The sequence below is a fragment of the Actinotalea sp. C106 genome (assembly GCF_023630195.1).
Lineage (GTDB): Bacteria > Actinomycetota > Actinomycetes > Actinomycetales > Cellulomonadaceae > Actinotalea.
On the sequence record NZ_JALPKN010000012.1, the window covers coordinates 1 to 13405 of the forward strand.

12 protein-coding genes are annotated in these 13405 nt (G+C 72.6%); 3 read left to right on the forward strand and 9 right to left on the reverse strand.

Translation table 11 applies throughout. The features are described from left to right. Positions 1–94: 94 nt before the first annotated feature. The gene (locus tag L0B03_RS01750) at positions 95–952 is read right to left on the reverse strand and encodes a TIGR00730 family Rossman fold protein (protein WP_250443313.1); all 858 of its coding nucleotides are present in this window, start codon (positions 950–952) and stop codon (positions 95–97) included. 9 nt (positions 953–961) lie between these two features. Then, positions 962–2080, reverse strand: a complete 1119-nt coding sequence (gene dapE / locus L0B03_RS01755; protein WP_250443316.1) for a succinyl-diaminopimelate desuccinylase — start codon at positions 2078–2080, stop codon at positions 962–964. A gap of 70 nt (positions 2081–2150) precedes the next feature. Between dapE and dapD the strand changes: the two genes are divergently transcribed. Next, positions 2151–3104: a 2,3,4,5-tetrahydropyridine-2,6-dicarboxylate N-succinyltransferase gene (dapD, locus tag L0B03_RS01760; protein WP_250443319.1), complete on the forward strand. Its 954-nt coding sequence runs from the start codon at positions 2151–2153 to the stop codon at positions 3102–3104. A gap of 17 nt (positions 3105–3121) precedes the next feature. Next, the gene (locus L0B03_RS01765) at positions 3122–4048 is read left to right on the forward strand and encodes a hypothetical protein (RefSeq protein WP_250443321.1); all 927 of its coding nucleotides are present in this window, start codon (positions 3122–3124) and stop codon (positions 4046–4048) included. Positions 4049–4060: 12 nt separating this feature from the next. Here the strand turns inward: L0B03_RS01765 and L0B03_RS01770 are convergent, their stop codons facing one another. From L0B03_RS01770 to fdxA, 3 genes are all read right to left on the reverse strand, one after another. Next, entirely contained in the window at positions 4061–5359 is a 1299-nt protein-coding gene (locus L0B03_RS01770; RefSeq protein WP_250443324.1) for a citrate synthase, read from the reverse strand. Positions 5360–5649: 290 nt separating this feature from the next. Next, positions 5650–6777 (reverse strand): succinyldiaminopimelate transaminase, encoded by a 1128-nt coding sequence (gene dapC, locus L0B03_RS01775; RefSeq protein ID WP_250443327.1) that lies wholly within the window; start codon positions 6775–6777, stop codon positions 5650–5652. A gap of 50 nt (positions 6778–6827) precedes the next feature. Beyond that, positions 6828–7154 (reverse strand): ferredoxin, encoded by a 327-nt coding sequence (fdxA, locus tag L0B03_RS01780; protein WP_250443331.1) that lies wholly within the window; start codon positions 7152–7154, stop codon positions 6828–6830. 60 nt (positions 7155–7214) lie between these two features. Between fdxA and L0B03_RS01785 the strand changes: the two genes are divergently transcribed. Further along, a complete protein-coding gene (locus L0B03_RS01785; RefSeq protein WP_250443336.1) occupies positions 7215–7475 on the forward strand; it encodes a hypothetical protein in 261 nt (86 codons plus the stop codon). Positions 7476–7499: 24 nt separating this feature from the next. Here L0B03_RS01785 and L0B03_RS01790 read toward each other — a convergent pair whose 3' ends face one another. The 4 genes from L0B03_RS01790 to L0B03_RS01805 form a co-directional block, all read right to left on the reverse strand. After that, positions 7500–10100 carry a VanW family protein gene (locus tag L0B03_RS01790; protein WP_250443339.1) on the reverse strand — a complete coding sequence of 867 codons (2601 nt, stop codon included), beginning with the start codon at positions 10098–10100 and terminating at the stop codon, positions 7500–7502. Between the two features lie 114 nt (positions 10101–10214). Continuing rightward, on the reverse strand, positions 10215–10589 hold the full coding sequence (locus tag L0B03_RS01795; protein ID WP_250443342.1) for a hypothetical protein: 375 nt from the start codon (positions 10587–10589) through the stop codon (positions 10215–10217). A 4-nt stretch (positions 10590–10593) separates the two neighbouring features. Beyond that, entirely contained in the window at positions 10594–11547 is a 954-nt protein-coding gene (locus tag L0B03_RS01800; RefSeq protein ID WP_250443345.1) for a PIG-L family deacetylase, read from the reverse strand. Further along, entirely contained in the window at positions 11544–13328 is a 1785-nt protein-coding gene (locus L0B03_RS01805; RefSeq protein ID WP_250443348.1) for a BCCT family transporter, read from the reverse strand. The genes L0B03_RS01800 and L0B03_RS01805 overlap by 4 nt, the downstream gene beginning before the upstream one ends. Positions 13329–13405: the final 77 nt, after the last annotated feature.

Sequence of the window (13405 nt, forward strand, 5' to 3'; positions counted from 1 at the left end):
ACCACAGCCATCACCGCGGGCCGGCCCGGGGCGAGGACCCGGCCGCGCAGGCGCAGCGGGACGCCCCCGGCCGGCACCCCCACCCGCGTGCTCATCACGCCTCTGAGGCCCGCTCGGCCTCCTGCTCGGCCACGGCGTTCTCGGTGACCGCGGCTTCCTCCTCGGCGCGCAGCTCCGCACCGCGCTGGCACACGAGACGGACGGCCTCGGCGGGGTCGTCGACCAGCTCGATGAGGTCGAGGTCCCGGGCGCTGATGGTCCCCTGGTCCAGCACGGGGCCGCGCAGCCAGTCGATCAGGCCCTGCCAGTAGGAGCGGCCGACCAGGACGATCGGGAACTCGGTCACCTTGTGCGTCTGCACCAGGGTCAGCGACTCGAAGAGCTCGTCGAAGGTGCCGAAGCCCCCGGGCAGGACGACGAAGCCCTGCGAGTACTTGACGAAGCAGGTCTTCCGGGCGAAGAAGTACCGGAAGTTGACGCCGAGGTCGACCCAGCGGTTCATGCCCTGCTCGAAGGGCAGCTCGATGCCCAGCCCGACCGACAGGCCCCCGGCCTCCTTCGCGCCACGGTTGGCGGCCTCCATGATGCCGGGCCCACCACCCGTGATCACGGCGTAGCCCGCCTCGACGAGACCACGGGCGACCTCGCTGCCGATCCGGTACTCAGGCTGGTCCGGCTTGGTGCGGGCCGACCCGAAGACGCTCACCGCCGGGCCCACCTCGGCGAGGGCCCCGAAGCCCTCCACGAACTCGCTCTGGATCCGCATGACCCGCCACGGGTCCGCGTGCACCCAGTCCGCCCCGCCACCCCGGGCGAGCAGGTTCTGGTCGCTCGTCGTCCGTGGCACCTGCCCGCCGCGCAGCAGCACCGGTCCCCGCCGGTACCCGTGGTGCTGCTCGCCCTCGGCGTTCCGGCCCTGCTGCGCTCCTGCGTTCCCCTCGTCAGCTGTCATGGTTCGACTCTAGGAGGTCAACCAGGCCTCGAGCCCCTCGAAGCAGGCATGCACGTCCTGCACGGGACAGCGCTCGTCGTCGGCGTGGGCCAGGCTCGGGTCGCCGGGACCGAAGTTGACCGCCGGCACGCCCAGGGCGGAGAACCGCGCCACGTCGGTCCACCCCTCCTTGGCCGCTGGCGCACGACCCGTGAGGTCGGCGACCGCCGCGGCGAAGCGGGCGGCAGCGGGGTGGTCGAGGCCGGGCCTCGCGCCGGGAGCGAGGTCGGTCACGGTGACCTCGAACCCCGCGAAGACCTCACGCACGTGCGCCTCGGCCTGCTCGGGGCTCAGCTCCGGCGCGAAGCGGTAGTTGACCGTCACCACGCACTCGTCCGGGATGACGTTCCCCGCGATGCCCCCGCGGATGCCCACCGCGTTGAGGCCCTCACGGTAGTCGAGCCCGTCGACGGTGACGGTGCGCGGGCGGTAGTCGGCGAGCCTGCTGAGGACCGGGGCGGCGCCGTGGATCGCGTTGACCCCGAGCCACGCCCGACCCGAGTGCGCCGCGCGGCCCGTGGTGCGCACCTCGGCACGCAGGGTGCCGTTGCACCCGCCTTCGATCGCCGCGCGGGTGGGCTCGCAGAGCACGGCGAAGTCGGCGGCGAGCCAGTCGGGGTGGTCCCGCACGAGGCGTCCCAGCCCGTTCCGCTCGGCCTCGACCTCCTCCTGGTCGTAGAACACCCAGGTGACGTCACGGACGGGGGTGGTGACCCGTGCCGCGAGGGCGAGCTGGACGGCCACCCCGCCCTTCATGTCCACGGTGCCGCGACCCCAGAGCTCGACCGTGCCGTCGGTCTCGCGGAGCTCGGTCGGCAGGTTGTCGGCGATGGGGACCGTGTCGAGGTGGCCGGCGACGACGACCCGCTCGGGATGGCCGAGGGTGGTGCGCGCGACCACGGCGTTGCCGTCCCGCAGCACCTCGAGGTGGTCGTAGCCGCGCAGCGCGGCCTCGACCAGGTCGGCGAGGGGGCCCTCGTCGCCGCTCACCGAGGGCAGGTCGCACAGGGTCCGGGTCAGGTCCACCAGGTCGCCGTGGAGGTCGAGGGGCGGGTGCTCGGGCGCGGTGCGGGCGGAGGTGCTGGTCACGCGCAGGACCCTACGCCTGCGACGTCTCGCCGTGCAGGACGCGGGGTGCTCGGCCCGTAGGCTGGCCCGCATGACGCAACGCACCGCCTGGGCCCACGGACTTGCGACGGTCACCGGCACGGCCGGCCCCGGGACGACCCTCGACGTCTGGTACCCGCAGCCTCGCCTGGGGGGCGGGCCCGGGACCGAGCACGACGCGGAGCGCGACAGACTGCTCGAGCTCGAGCGCCTCGACCCGGCCCGCGACGCGCGGACCATGGTGGTCACCACCGTGATCGACCTCGACGCGCCGCCGACCGGCACCGCCGACGCGTACCTGCGCCTCCACCTGCTGTCCCACCGCCTCGTCGCCCCGCACGGGCAGAACCTCGACGGGCTCTTCGGCGTGCTGCCCAACGTGGTGTGGACCGACCGCGGGCCCTGCGCGGTGGACGGGTTCGAGCAGACCCGGCTGCGGCTGCGCGCCGAGCACGGGGTCGCCCCGACGGTGCACGGGGTCGACAAGTTCCCGCGCATGGTCGACTACGTGCTGCCCACCGGGGTCCGCGTGGCCGACGCCGACCGTGTCCGGCTCGGCGCGCACCTGGCCGAGGGCACCACGGTCATGCACGAGGGCTTCGTGAACTTCAACGCCGGGACCCTCGGCACCTCGATGGTCGAAGGACGCATCTCTGCCGGGGTGGTGGTCGGGGACGGGAGCGACATCGGCGGCGGAGCCTCGATCATGGGGACCCTCTCGGGGGGTGGGAAGGTCACCATCTCGGTCGGCCGACGCTCCCTCCTGGGCGCCAACGCCGGGCTCGGGATCCCCCTCGGGGACGACTGCGTCGTCGAGGCGGGCCTCTACGTCACGGCTGGCACCAAGGTGACCCTGGTGGGACCCGAGCCGACCGTGGTCGCGGCCCGCGAGCTCGCCGGGAGCGACGGGCTGCTCTTCCGTCGCAACTCGGTCACCGGGGCCGTGGAGGTGCTCCGTCGCGACGGCACCGGCGTGACCCTGAACGCGGCGCTGCACGCCAACTGAGCAGCACGTCGCGATCGATGACCTACCACTCCCCCGCGTCGCGGCGCCGTCGTGCGCAGCGGCGTCGCCGCACCCTCGTCCGGGCGACCCTCGGGACTGCGGTCTTCGGTGGTCTGGTGGCCCTGGCCGGTCTCGGCGTCTCGGCGGGCCTGACCGCCCTCACGGGTGAGGCGCAGGAGCCGGTACGCTGCGCGGCTGCCTCCGACGGCACCTCGTGGTACCTGGACGCCGACCAGGCCGAGACGGCGGCCCTGCTGACGGCGACGAGCGTGCATCGCGACCTGCCGGCCCGGGCGGCGACCATCGCGATCGCCACGGGGCTGCAGGAGTCCAAGCTGCGCAACATCGACTACGGGGACCGCGACTCGGTAGGCATCTTCCAGCAGCGCCCGTCCCAGGGCTGGGGCACGGTCGAGCAGATCATGGACCCCGTGTACTCGACGGGCGCCTTCTACGACGGCCTCGTGACCGTCGACGGGTATCAGGAGATGGCCGTGACCGAAGCGGCCCAGGCCGTGCAACGTTCGGGGTTCCCCGACGCGTATGCGCAGCACGAGGTGAGGTCACGGGCCTGGGCCTCGGCCCTGACGGGGTACTCCCCGGCCGCGCTCACGTGCACACTGGCCGAACCCGAGGCCGCCGGTGACCCCGACGTTCTTGCGGCTCGGGTCGAGCGCGACTACGCAGGACTGCTCACGACGAGCACCGAGGCGCAGACCCTGAGCATCACCGTCGCCGGCTCGGCCCTCGAGGCAGCGGTCGACGAGACGGGGGCCGAGAGGCTCGGCTGGGGCGTGGCGCAGTGGTCCGTCGCCCTCGCGGACGCCCACCAGGTCACCGAGGTGTCCTACGGCGACCAGACCTGGAGCCGCGAGGCAGCGCAGTGGCAGACCTCCGAGGAACCCGTCCCACCCGGACAGGTGCGTGTGGCCCTCGCGGGGTGAGGGCCCGCGCCGTCAGCGCTGCTCGGCAGCGACGTAGTCGCGGCTGGCGGGCCCGGTGTAGATCTGACGCGGGCGACCGATCTTGGTGGCCGGGTCCTGCATCATCTCCCGCCACTGCGCGATCCAACCAGGCATGCGACCCACGGCGAAGAGCGGCGTGAACATCGAGGTCGAGAACCCCATGGCCTTGTAGAGCAGCCCTGTGTAGAAGTCCACGTTGGGGTAGAGCTTGCGCTCGATGAAGTACTCGTCGTTGAGGGCGATCTCCTCGAGGCGCATGGCGATGTCGAGCATCTCGTCCCGCTTGCCGAGCTGGGAGAGCACCTCGTCGGCGGCCTTCTTGACGATGGCAGCACGCGGGTCGTAGTTCTTGTAGACGCGGTGGCCGAAGCCCATCAGCCGGACCCCGTCCTCCTTGTTCTTGACCTTCGTCATGAACTCGGTGGCGTCGCCGCCGCTCGCCTGGATCTGGGTGAGCATCTGCAGCACGGCCTCGTTGGCACCGCCGTGCAGCGGGCCGGACAACGCGTTGATCCCAGCCGAGACGGAGGCGTAGAGGTTGGCGTGGCTGGATCCGACGATGCGCACAGTCGAGGTCGAGCAGTTCTGCTCGTGGTCCGCGTGCAGCAGCAGCAGGACGTCGAGGGCCTTGACCATCACGGGGTCGACCTCGTAAGGCGTGCCGTTGGGCTGGAAGGCCATGCGCAGGAAGTCACCGACGTAGCCCTTGCCGCGGTCCGGCCCGATCATCTCCTGGCCGAGAGCCCGGCGATGGGCGTAGGCCGCGATGGTGGGTGCCTTGGCCAGGAGGAGCACCGTGGCGAGCTCGACGGTCTCAGGGTCGAAGGGATCCACGCTCTCGGGGTAGTACCCGGGGAGCGCCGACACGGCCGAGGAGAGCACGGCCATCGGGTGCGCGTTGGTCGGGAAGGCGCCGATGAGGGCCTTGAAGTTGTCGTGCAGGTGGGTGTGCCGCTCGATCCGCTCGATCCACCCGGAGAGCGCGTCGGAGGAGGGCAGCTCCCCGTGGGTCAGCAGGTAGGCCACCTCGAGGAAGGAGGAGTTCTCGGCCAGCTGCTCGATCGGGTAGCCGCGGTAGCGGAGGATCCCTGCGTCACCGTCGATGTAGGTGATCTCCGACTCGCACGAGGCCGTGTTCATGAACCCGGGGTCCACGGTGACCAGGCCGGTCTCCTTGAGGAGTGACGAGACGACGATGCCGTCGTTGCCCTCGGTGGCCCGCACGACGGGCAGGTCCAGGGACCGGTCGGCCACGGACAGGGCGACTGCCTGGGTCTGGGACTGCGTCATGCTTCCTCCTTGCAGGACCCAAGCCCGGCGGTCACCTGGCTGGTCCGGTGCGAGCTCGTGGGCGTCGTCGGCCTTCGCTGACGGTACCCGTGCCTGGACGTCCCGACCCAATCGAGCCAGGGCAGAACGTCCCCTTTCGTCAGTGATCCGCGTCACACCGGAACATCGACTCCGTCTCCCAAGGAGCCCACGGATTCGCCAAGGATAGATCAAGGCGCGCCCTTGGCAAGGGTGCTGGGGTCGAGACGCCCGCACCGGGCGTCGGTCGTGCGCCGTGCGGCTGTCGCGGATCAGGCTCCGGCGAGCCGTGCCGCTGCCCGGGCGACGGCCTCGTCGGGCGCCGTCAGGGCGACCCGGACGTGCCGCTCGGCCGCGGGGCCGTAGAAGGCTCCGGGGGCCACGAGGATCCCGAGCTCGGCGAGGTCGGCCACCGTCTGCCAGCAGTCCTGCCCGACCCCTGGCGCCCGGACCCAGAGGTACAGGCCTGCTGGCGAAGGGTCGACCTCGAACCCTGCCGCAGCGAACCCCGCCAGGAGGCTCTCGCGGCGGCGACGGTAGCGGTCGTGCTGCTCGGCGACGTGCTCGTCGTCCCCCAGGGCCGCGACCATGGCCGCCTGGACCGGTGCGGGGACGATCATCCCGGCATGCTTGCGCACCTCGAGCAGGCGACCCACCAGGGCCGGGTCCCCCGCGACGAAGGCTGCGCGGTACCCCGCCAGGTTGGACTGCTTGGACAGCGAGTGCACCGCGAGCAGCCCTTCGTGGCTGCCCCGGGCGACCGCCGGGTCGAGCACGCTGGGGACCCCGGTCGAGAGCCAGGGCTCCTCCCAGGGAAGCAGCGCGTAGCACTCGTCGCTCGCGACGACCGCACCGATCTGCCGGGCCGCCTCGACCACACGTCGCAGCTCGTCGACGTCGCGCACCTGCCCGTGCGGGTTGCCCGGGGAGTTGAGCCAGACCAGGCGTACGTCCGACCTCCCCGCCCACACCTCGACGTCGTCCGACGGAAGGGGGGTCGCGCCCGCGAGGCGGGCACCGACGTCGTAGGTCGGGTAGGCGATCTCGGGGTGGACCACCACGTCGCCGGCCCCCAGGCCGAGGAGCGAGGGCAGCAGGGCCACGAGCTCCTTGGAACCGACCGTCGGCAGGACGGCCCACGGGTCGAGGTCGGGCACCCCTCGTCGACGGGCGAACCACGTGACCACGGCCTCACGCAGGGCCGTGGTGCCGTGGGTCGTGGGGTAGCCCGGGGCGTTCGCCGCGGCCGCGAGGGCCTCGCGCACGACGGCAGGGGTCGGGTCGACCGGGGTCCCGACCGAGAGGTCGACGATCCCGTCGGGGTGGGCTCGCGCCCGCTCCGCACAGGGGACCAACGAGTCCCAGGGGAAGTCAGGCAGAGCCCCCGCGAGCAGTCCCACCCGCTACCTGCCGGTGCGGCGCGGGGCACGGGGGCCGCGCGTCCGCGCGCTCACTCCGGGCCGGCCTGGGGGGGCAGGGCCGCGATGATCGGGTGGTCACTGTCGATCTCACCGAGCTTCGCCGCACCGCCGGGTGAGCCGAGCACGTCGAAGAACTCGACGTTCGCCTTGTAGTACTCGCTCCACTGCTCGGGGACGTCGTCCTCGTAGTAGATCGCCTCGACGGGGCAGACGGGCTCGCAGGCGCCGCAGTCGACGCACTCGTCGGGCTGGATGTAGAGCGAGCGCTTGCCCTCGTAGATGCAGTCGACCGGACACTCCTCGATGCAGGCCTTGTCCTTGACGTCCACGCAGGGCTGGGCGATCACGTAGGTCACGAGCGGGTCCCTCCAGGTGCCGAGAGCACGCCGTCGGCGTGCGGACCTAGTATCCCTCAGGTGAGCCCGTCCGCGACGTCAGGTCCAGAACCCCGCCGTCGACCACCCTGGACGACGTGGGAGGTCGGTCAGCGCGTGGTGGTCCGACGCCGGCTCGCCGAGGGTGGCTTCACCGACGTCCTGGGCGAGCTAGTGCGGTGCGCGCCCGACGCCCTGGTGGTCCGGACCCGCCGGGGCGAGGTCCTGGTCCCGACCGAGGAGATCGCCCTGGGCAAGCTGGTCCCGCCCGCACCAGCCCCCCGGCGCCCGCGGGGGACGTGAGGGCTCAGCAGGAGGTCGTGGAGGTCAGCCCTCGCCGTCGGCCCCCTGCGTGCCGGGGGCCGGACCGCAGACGACCGCGTCCTGCGGCCGGTAGGTCCACGTGTCTGTCTCCTCGGACTCGAGCTCGCCGTCCAGGAGCAGCCGCCGTCCGACCGTCACCGTGAACCCCGGGTTGCCGGCGGACTGCGAGATGCAGTCCGGGCGGGTGTTGTAGACGGTCTTGGGCGAGACGACGTTGGAGCGTCCGCTGGTCCAGGACTCGACCTCCCAGTACTCGGTGCTCCAGACCCTCACGTGCAGCTGGCCGCCACCGACCCACGACTGCAGGAGCACCCCGTAGGGCGTGGTGTTGCGGAACTTCACGTCCAGCACGCCCTCGTAGATGGTGGCCTCGCGCCCCTCGGGGTAGCGACTGAAGTAGTAGCTGTGCGGCCGGTGCTCGACGTCCTCGAGCCCGGCGAGGAACGAGGCGTTGTAGACCGTCGTGCCCATCTGGGACAGGCCACCACCGAGCCCGTCGGTCAGCACGCCGTTGACGACGACCCCGGCCTGGCGGTAACCCGTCTCGACCGTGATGGGGCCGATCACGTCCGTCAGGCTGAAGACCTCGTCGGGACGCACGAGCGTCCCGTTCACCCGACCTGCGCCGACGGTGAGGTTGTGGGTCCGGTCCACGTCGGCCGTCACCGCGGTCGAGAACTCGGAGACCACCTCGACCACGCCGAGCTCGTCGAGCTCGGCCGTCGTTCGGGCCGGGTCGGTCTCGACGAGCTCGACCCGTGCGGTGCGGTCCTCGCCGGTGCCGGCCGCGGACACGGCCTCACCCAGCTCGGCAGGGTCCAGGGTGGTCCCCGCCTCGCCCGGGACGACGACGGGCGCGTCCCCCTCGAAGGCGAACCGGGCGTCAGCGGCGTCGGTGAGCAGATCCGTGGTGCGCGCCAGGACGGCCTCGACGAGGGTCTCACCGTCCATCGTCAGGTCGAGGACGCCGTCGTCAGGCACGAAGGAGGCCGCACCGGTCACGACCTCGACCGGGAGCTCGGCACGCTGGTCGGCCACGACGACGGTCACCGGGGCGTCCGCGAGGGGGCGGGCGATCTCCTCGACGACCCGCTCGACCTCCTCCGTGGTGATCGCGGCGGTCGTGGCCTGGGCGGGCAGCTCGACGGGGCGGGCCGCGGTGATCCACTCCTCGACCAGGAGCTCTCGGCTCGCCTCGGCGTCGATCGTGCTGCCCTCGGTCGCCCCCGTGCTCACGGGCTCGGCGTCGACGAAGGTGACCGTGCCGTCCACGGGCTCGGTGGCCAGCGAGGCGCCGAGCTCGGCGATCGTGGCGTCGAGGGCCTCGGCGTCGATCGTGCTGACCGGCTCGACCTCAGCCCCGCCGAAGATCTGGTGCCACAGACGCACGGGCTCCAGGCCGAACCCCGTGACCTGGTCGATCGTCGCCTCCTCGTCGAGGGCGAGTCCGGCGCCCTCGGGATCGAAGGTCGTGCGCTTCTCGCCGACGGCGACGGCGATCGGCTCGGTGGTCGCGCTGCTCAACGAGTCGGCCAGGTGGTCGACCGCAGCCTCAGCCGTCAGGCCGCCGACGTCGACCCCGGCGACGGTCGAGCCGGGCGGGACGCGGTCCGACCACAACCAGAGCGCCCCGACGTAGAGGCCGCCGAGGACCACCACCACCGCGGAGACCGTCGCGAGGACGCGGGGCCAGCGACGGGAGCTCTCCTGCTCGGGGAACACGTCCATCGGTGAGTCCGAGGCGTCCTCGCCGGACCGGCCGCGCGACGGTGCGGGGAGGGTGCGGTCGGGTCCTGGACCGGTGGGCTCCTCAGGGGTCGCGCTGACCTCGGGCCCATCAGGGGTCGCGCTGGCCGTGGGTGCAGCCTCAGCGCCCGCGTCCACCTCGGTCGGGTTCTCGGCCTCGTCCCCGGCCGCCGACGGGGCCGGGGGGTTGCGGAAGGAGCGGCGGACGGGGGTCTCGGCAGGCCCCTCGACCGGCGTCGCGCCCTCGCCGACGGGGTCCGCGGTCGCCGGGGCCGACGGCTCCTCCGGGACGTCCATGACCTCGGTGCCGCCCGCCGGGCCCGGCGTCCGCTCGACGCGGTCCGGCACCGACGTGGTTCCGGCGTCGGGATCGGTGTCGGGGTCGGGGTCGGCGGTCCCCGTGGGCACCGCGGGATCGGCAGGCTCGGCAGGCTCGGGTCGGACGACGTCAGGATCGGAATCAGCGGGGTCAGCGGGGTCAGCGGGGTCAGGACCCGCGGGGGCCTGCTCACCAGCAGGGTCCGCGACAGCTGCCGCCTCCGTGAGGTCCTCGGACTCGGCGTCCGCCACGGCTCCGCCGGTCGTCGGGGGTGCCGCTGCCTCCGGGGCGGCCTCAGGATCCGCAGGCGTCGTGGGCTCGCCCTCGTCGTCGACGGGCGCGGGCCCGTCAGCGGGCTCGACCGCCGCGGGCGCGTCAGCGGACTCGGCCGACTCAGCTGACTCAGCGGACTCAGCCGGCTTGCTAGCCTCCGTGTGCTCGGCGTCAGCCTGCTCGCTCCCGTCGGGGGACTCGGCGGCCTCGGACGCTTCCTCGTGCACGGGGTCGACGGCGTCGTCGGGCTGTCGTCCCTGGGTCATCGGTGATGGTCTCCCCTGCGGCGGTGACGGGCGCGGTCTCGCCCGGCGCGAGTCTACGTCCCATCCGAGTGCCGCTCCGGGACCTGCCGAGGACACCGCGCGGAGCCCGGCAGGTCAGGCCTGCGCACCCTGACCGACGGGGGCGCCGCTGAACCAGCGTCGAGGCAGGGCGGCCGCGAGACCGGCCGCGAGTGCGCCCGAGTACCAGATGACCCCGATCGGCTCGAGGGCCACGAGGACGTCGCCTCCGGGCCCCTGGCCTGCGAGGACGCTGACGGTGGTGAAGACGCCCAAGGCGATGACCAGCACCCCGACCCATCCGACCCACGCCCGGGCGAGGACCCCGGCCGCGGCGACGGTGACGAGGGCGAGGATCAGGCCCCAGGGCGCCTCGGCCCGATGCACCCCGGTACCGACGACTCCGACCAGGACCCCGACGAGGAGCAGGGCGAGGTAGCGACCGATCTGTCGTCCTGAGATGAGGTCCACGCGGTCAGGCTACCCGCGGGCGGATGCCGGCCGGCCACTCCGTCGGGGCCGGGCCCTGCCCGTGCGCCACGCGGTAGGTCTCGGTCGCCAGGAGCGGCTGGAGCACCGCGTTGCTGAGCGCGAAGCGGGCCACGTGCGTGCTGCCCGGGGTCGGGCGGACGGCCTGCACCTGGGTCGCGTGGCTACGCATGGCGGCGAGCACCTTGTCGAGCACGGGGTCGACGTCGACCTCGACGTCGACCCCGGCCGAGGGGACAGCAGCTGAGGGCACCGGACCGGCAGGGTCGGGCAGCGCGAGGCCCGCGGGGGTCGGCTCCTCGGCGAGGGCCCTGTACGCGGCGCGGAGCTGAACGAGGTCGAGCACCGCCCACAGCACCGTCGGGGCGACGGCCAGGTGAGCGGTGGCGAGCTCGACCGCGCGGGTCATCACGCGGTGGGCGTGGACGTGGTCCGGGTGACCGTACCCGCCGCCGGGCTCGTAGCCGACCACGACCGTCGGCTCCTCGCGCCGGATGAGGTCGGCCAGTCCAGCGGCTGCGACGTCGACGGGCACCCGGACGAAGGCGTCCTCGGGCAGGTCGGCGGCCGCGGTCGCCTGCCCTGTGGCGATCCAGGCCATGCCTGAGTCGGCGAAGCGGAGCCGGCCGCCGGGCCCATCACCGTCGTCCTGCCCACCGGGGCTGCTGCTCGGCCGGACGAGCTGGTCGAGGAAGGCGTGGTGCCGCACGCCGAGCGCAGCCAGGGCACCCGCGAGCTCGACCTCCCGGTGCTCGGCGAGAGCTCGACCGTTCCCCTCCAGGACCGACTGCTCGGGCCCGATGACCTCGCCCTGCTCGCCCCGGGTGCAGGTCACCACCGTCGTCGGCAGCCCGGCAGCCGCCCACGTCGCCAGCAGGGCCCCGGTGCTGAGGGTCTCGTCGTCCGGGTGCGCGTGGACGGCGAGGAGGCCTCCGGTCACGCCTCGGCGTTCCCGGACCGGCGTCGACGCCGCAGACGACCACGGACCCCCGTGCCGGGCCCGTCCCCGGGCGCGGTGTCGGGGGCCTCGGCCTGGGTGGCGGTCCTGTCGTCGTCGTAGTCGTCCAGCATGGTCGTGACGTGCTCGGTCACCCGGTCGGTCACGTGGGCCGTGAGCCGCGCGCGCAGCTCGCGGCGCTGGGCGCGCAGGAAGTCCTGGTGCTCCTGGTGCAAGGCCTTGGAGATCGCGACCGCCATCGCGACCATCACCACGGAGAACGGCAGGGCGATGAGGATCGCCGCAGTCTGCAGGGCCACCAACCCCCCGGCCAGCAGCAGGGCGATCGCGAGGAGCCCTTCGAGGACCGACCAGGTGACCCGGACGCCGATGCGCGGCGAGGGGTTGCCGCCGGTCGAGAGCATCGCGACCACGAGAGAGCCCGAGTCGCTCGAGGTGATGAAGAAGAGCGTCACCAGGAGGATCGCGACCACCGACAGGAAGGCCCCCCAGGGCAACCCGCCCAGGAGGTCGAAGAGGGCGTTCTCCTCACTGATGGCGCCGTCGTCGGGGATCAGGCCGCCCTCGCCGAAGAGCTCACGGTGGATCGCGCTCCCCCCGAGGACCGAGAACCACAGGAAGGTGATCAGGGTGGGGACCATCAGCACGCCGCCGACGAACTCGCGCACCGTGCGGCCGCGGGAGATGCGGGCGATGAAGACGCCCACGAAGGGCGCCCAGGACATCCACCAGCCCCAGTAGAAAGTGGTCCAGGCGGCCTGCCAGGCCTCACCCTGCGCCCCCGAGAACGCGCTCACGTTGAAGGTCATGGGCAGGACGTTGGCAAGGTACACCCCGAGGGACTGGACGAAGTCCCGGAGCAGGAAGAGCGTCGGCCCGAGGATGAGCAGCGCGACGAGCAGGAGCCCCGCCAGGCTCACGTTGATGTTCGAGAGCCACTTGAGGCCTCGGTCCAGGCCGGACACCACCGAGGCAGTCGCCAGGATCGTGATGACCACGATGATCCCGATCTGCACGCCCGCGCTCGAGTCGATGAGGCCGATGTGCTCGAGCCCCGCCGAGATCTGCAGCACGCCGAGACCCAGGGAGGTCGCGACACCGAAGATGGTCCCCACGACGGCGGCGATGTCCACCGCGTCGCCGATCTTCCCCTCGACCCGGCGCCCGAGCAGCGGCTCGAGGGCCCAGCGGATGGACACCGGTCGCTTCTTGCGGTGGATCGCGTAGGCGATGGCCAGGCCCACCACGACGTAGATGGCCCAGGCGTGGACGCCCCAGTGCAGGTACGTCTGCGCCATCGCCGTCTCGGCGAGGCGCTCGGGGGTACCGATCACCCCAGGCTTGGGCGAGGCGAAGTGCATGAGCGGCTCGGCGACCCCGTAGAAGACCAACCCGATGCCCATGCCGGCCGCGAAGAGCATCGCGAACCAGGCGCCGATGCTGAAGTCGGGACGGTCGTCGTCGTCCCCGAGGGTGATGTCACCCCACCGACCGAGCCCGACCCAGAGCGCGAAGGCCACGAAGGCCGCGACGAGCAGCACGTAGTACCAGCCGAAGGCCCCGATGACATTGGTCTGGATCGCGCCGATCGTCTCCTCGGTCGCCTCGGGGAAGAAGATGGCGACGATCGCGATGATCAGGACGATGGCCAGGGCGGGCCAGAAGACCTGTCGGTGCACACCGCCACGGCCACGGCCGTAGGCCAGAGCTGGCGAGGGCGGCTGGGACGGGTCTGGCACCCTGGTGCTGCTGGTGCTCGTCATGGTCACTCCAGGGGCGGTCGGATCTGGACGGCCCCCAGGGTGGCAGAAGCCGGCGGACCGCGCACAGCGCCCCGGGG

Coding starts and splice junctions, on each gene's coding strand:
- L0B03_RS01750 (WP_250443313.1), bottom strand. CDS start 952: ATGACAGCTGACGAGGGGAACGCAGGAGCGCAGCAGGGCCGGAACGCC.
- dapD (WP_250443319.1), top strand. CDS start 2,151: ATGACGCAACGCACCGCCTGGGCCCACGGACTTGCGACGGTCACCGGC.
- L0B03_RS01765 (WP_250443321.1), top strand. CDS start 3,122: ATGACCTACCACTCCCCCGCGTCGCGGCGCCGTCGTGCGCAGCGGCGT.
- L0B03_RS01770 (WP_250443324.1), bottom strand. CDS start 5,359: ATGACGCAGTCCCAGACCCAGGCAGTCGCCCTGTCCGTGGCCGACCGG.
- L0B03_RS01790 (WP_250443339.1), bottom strand. CDS start 10,100: ATGACCCAGGGACGACAGCCCGACGACGCCGTCGACCCCGTGCACGAG.
- L0B03_RS01805 (WP_250443348.1), bottom strand. CDS start 13,328: ATGACGAGCACCAGCAGCACCAGGGTGCCAGACCCGTCCCAGCCGCCC.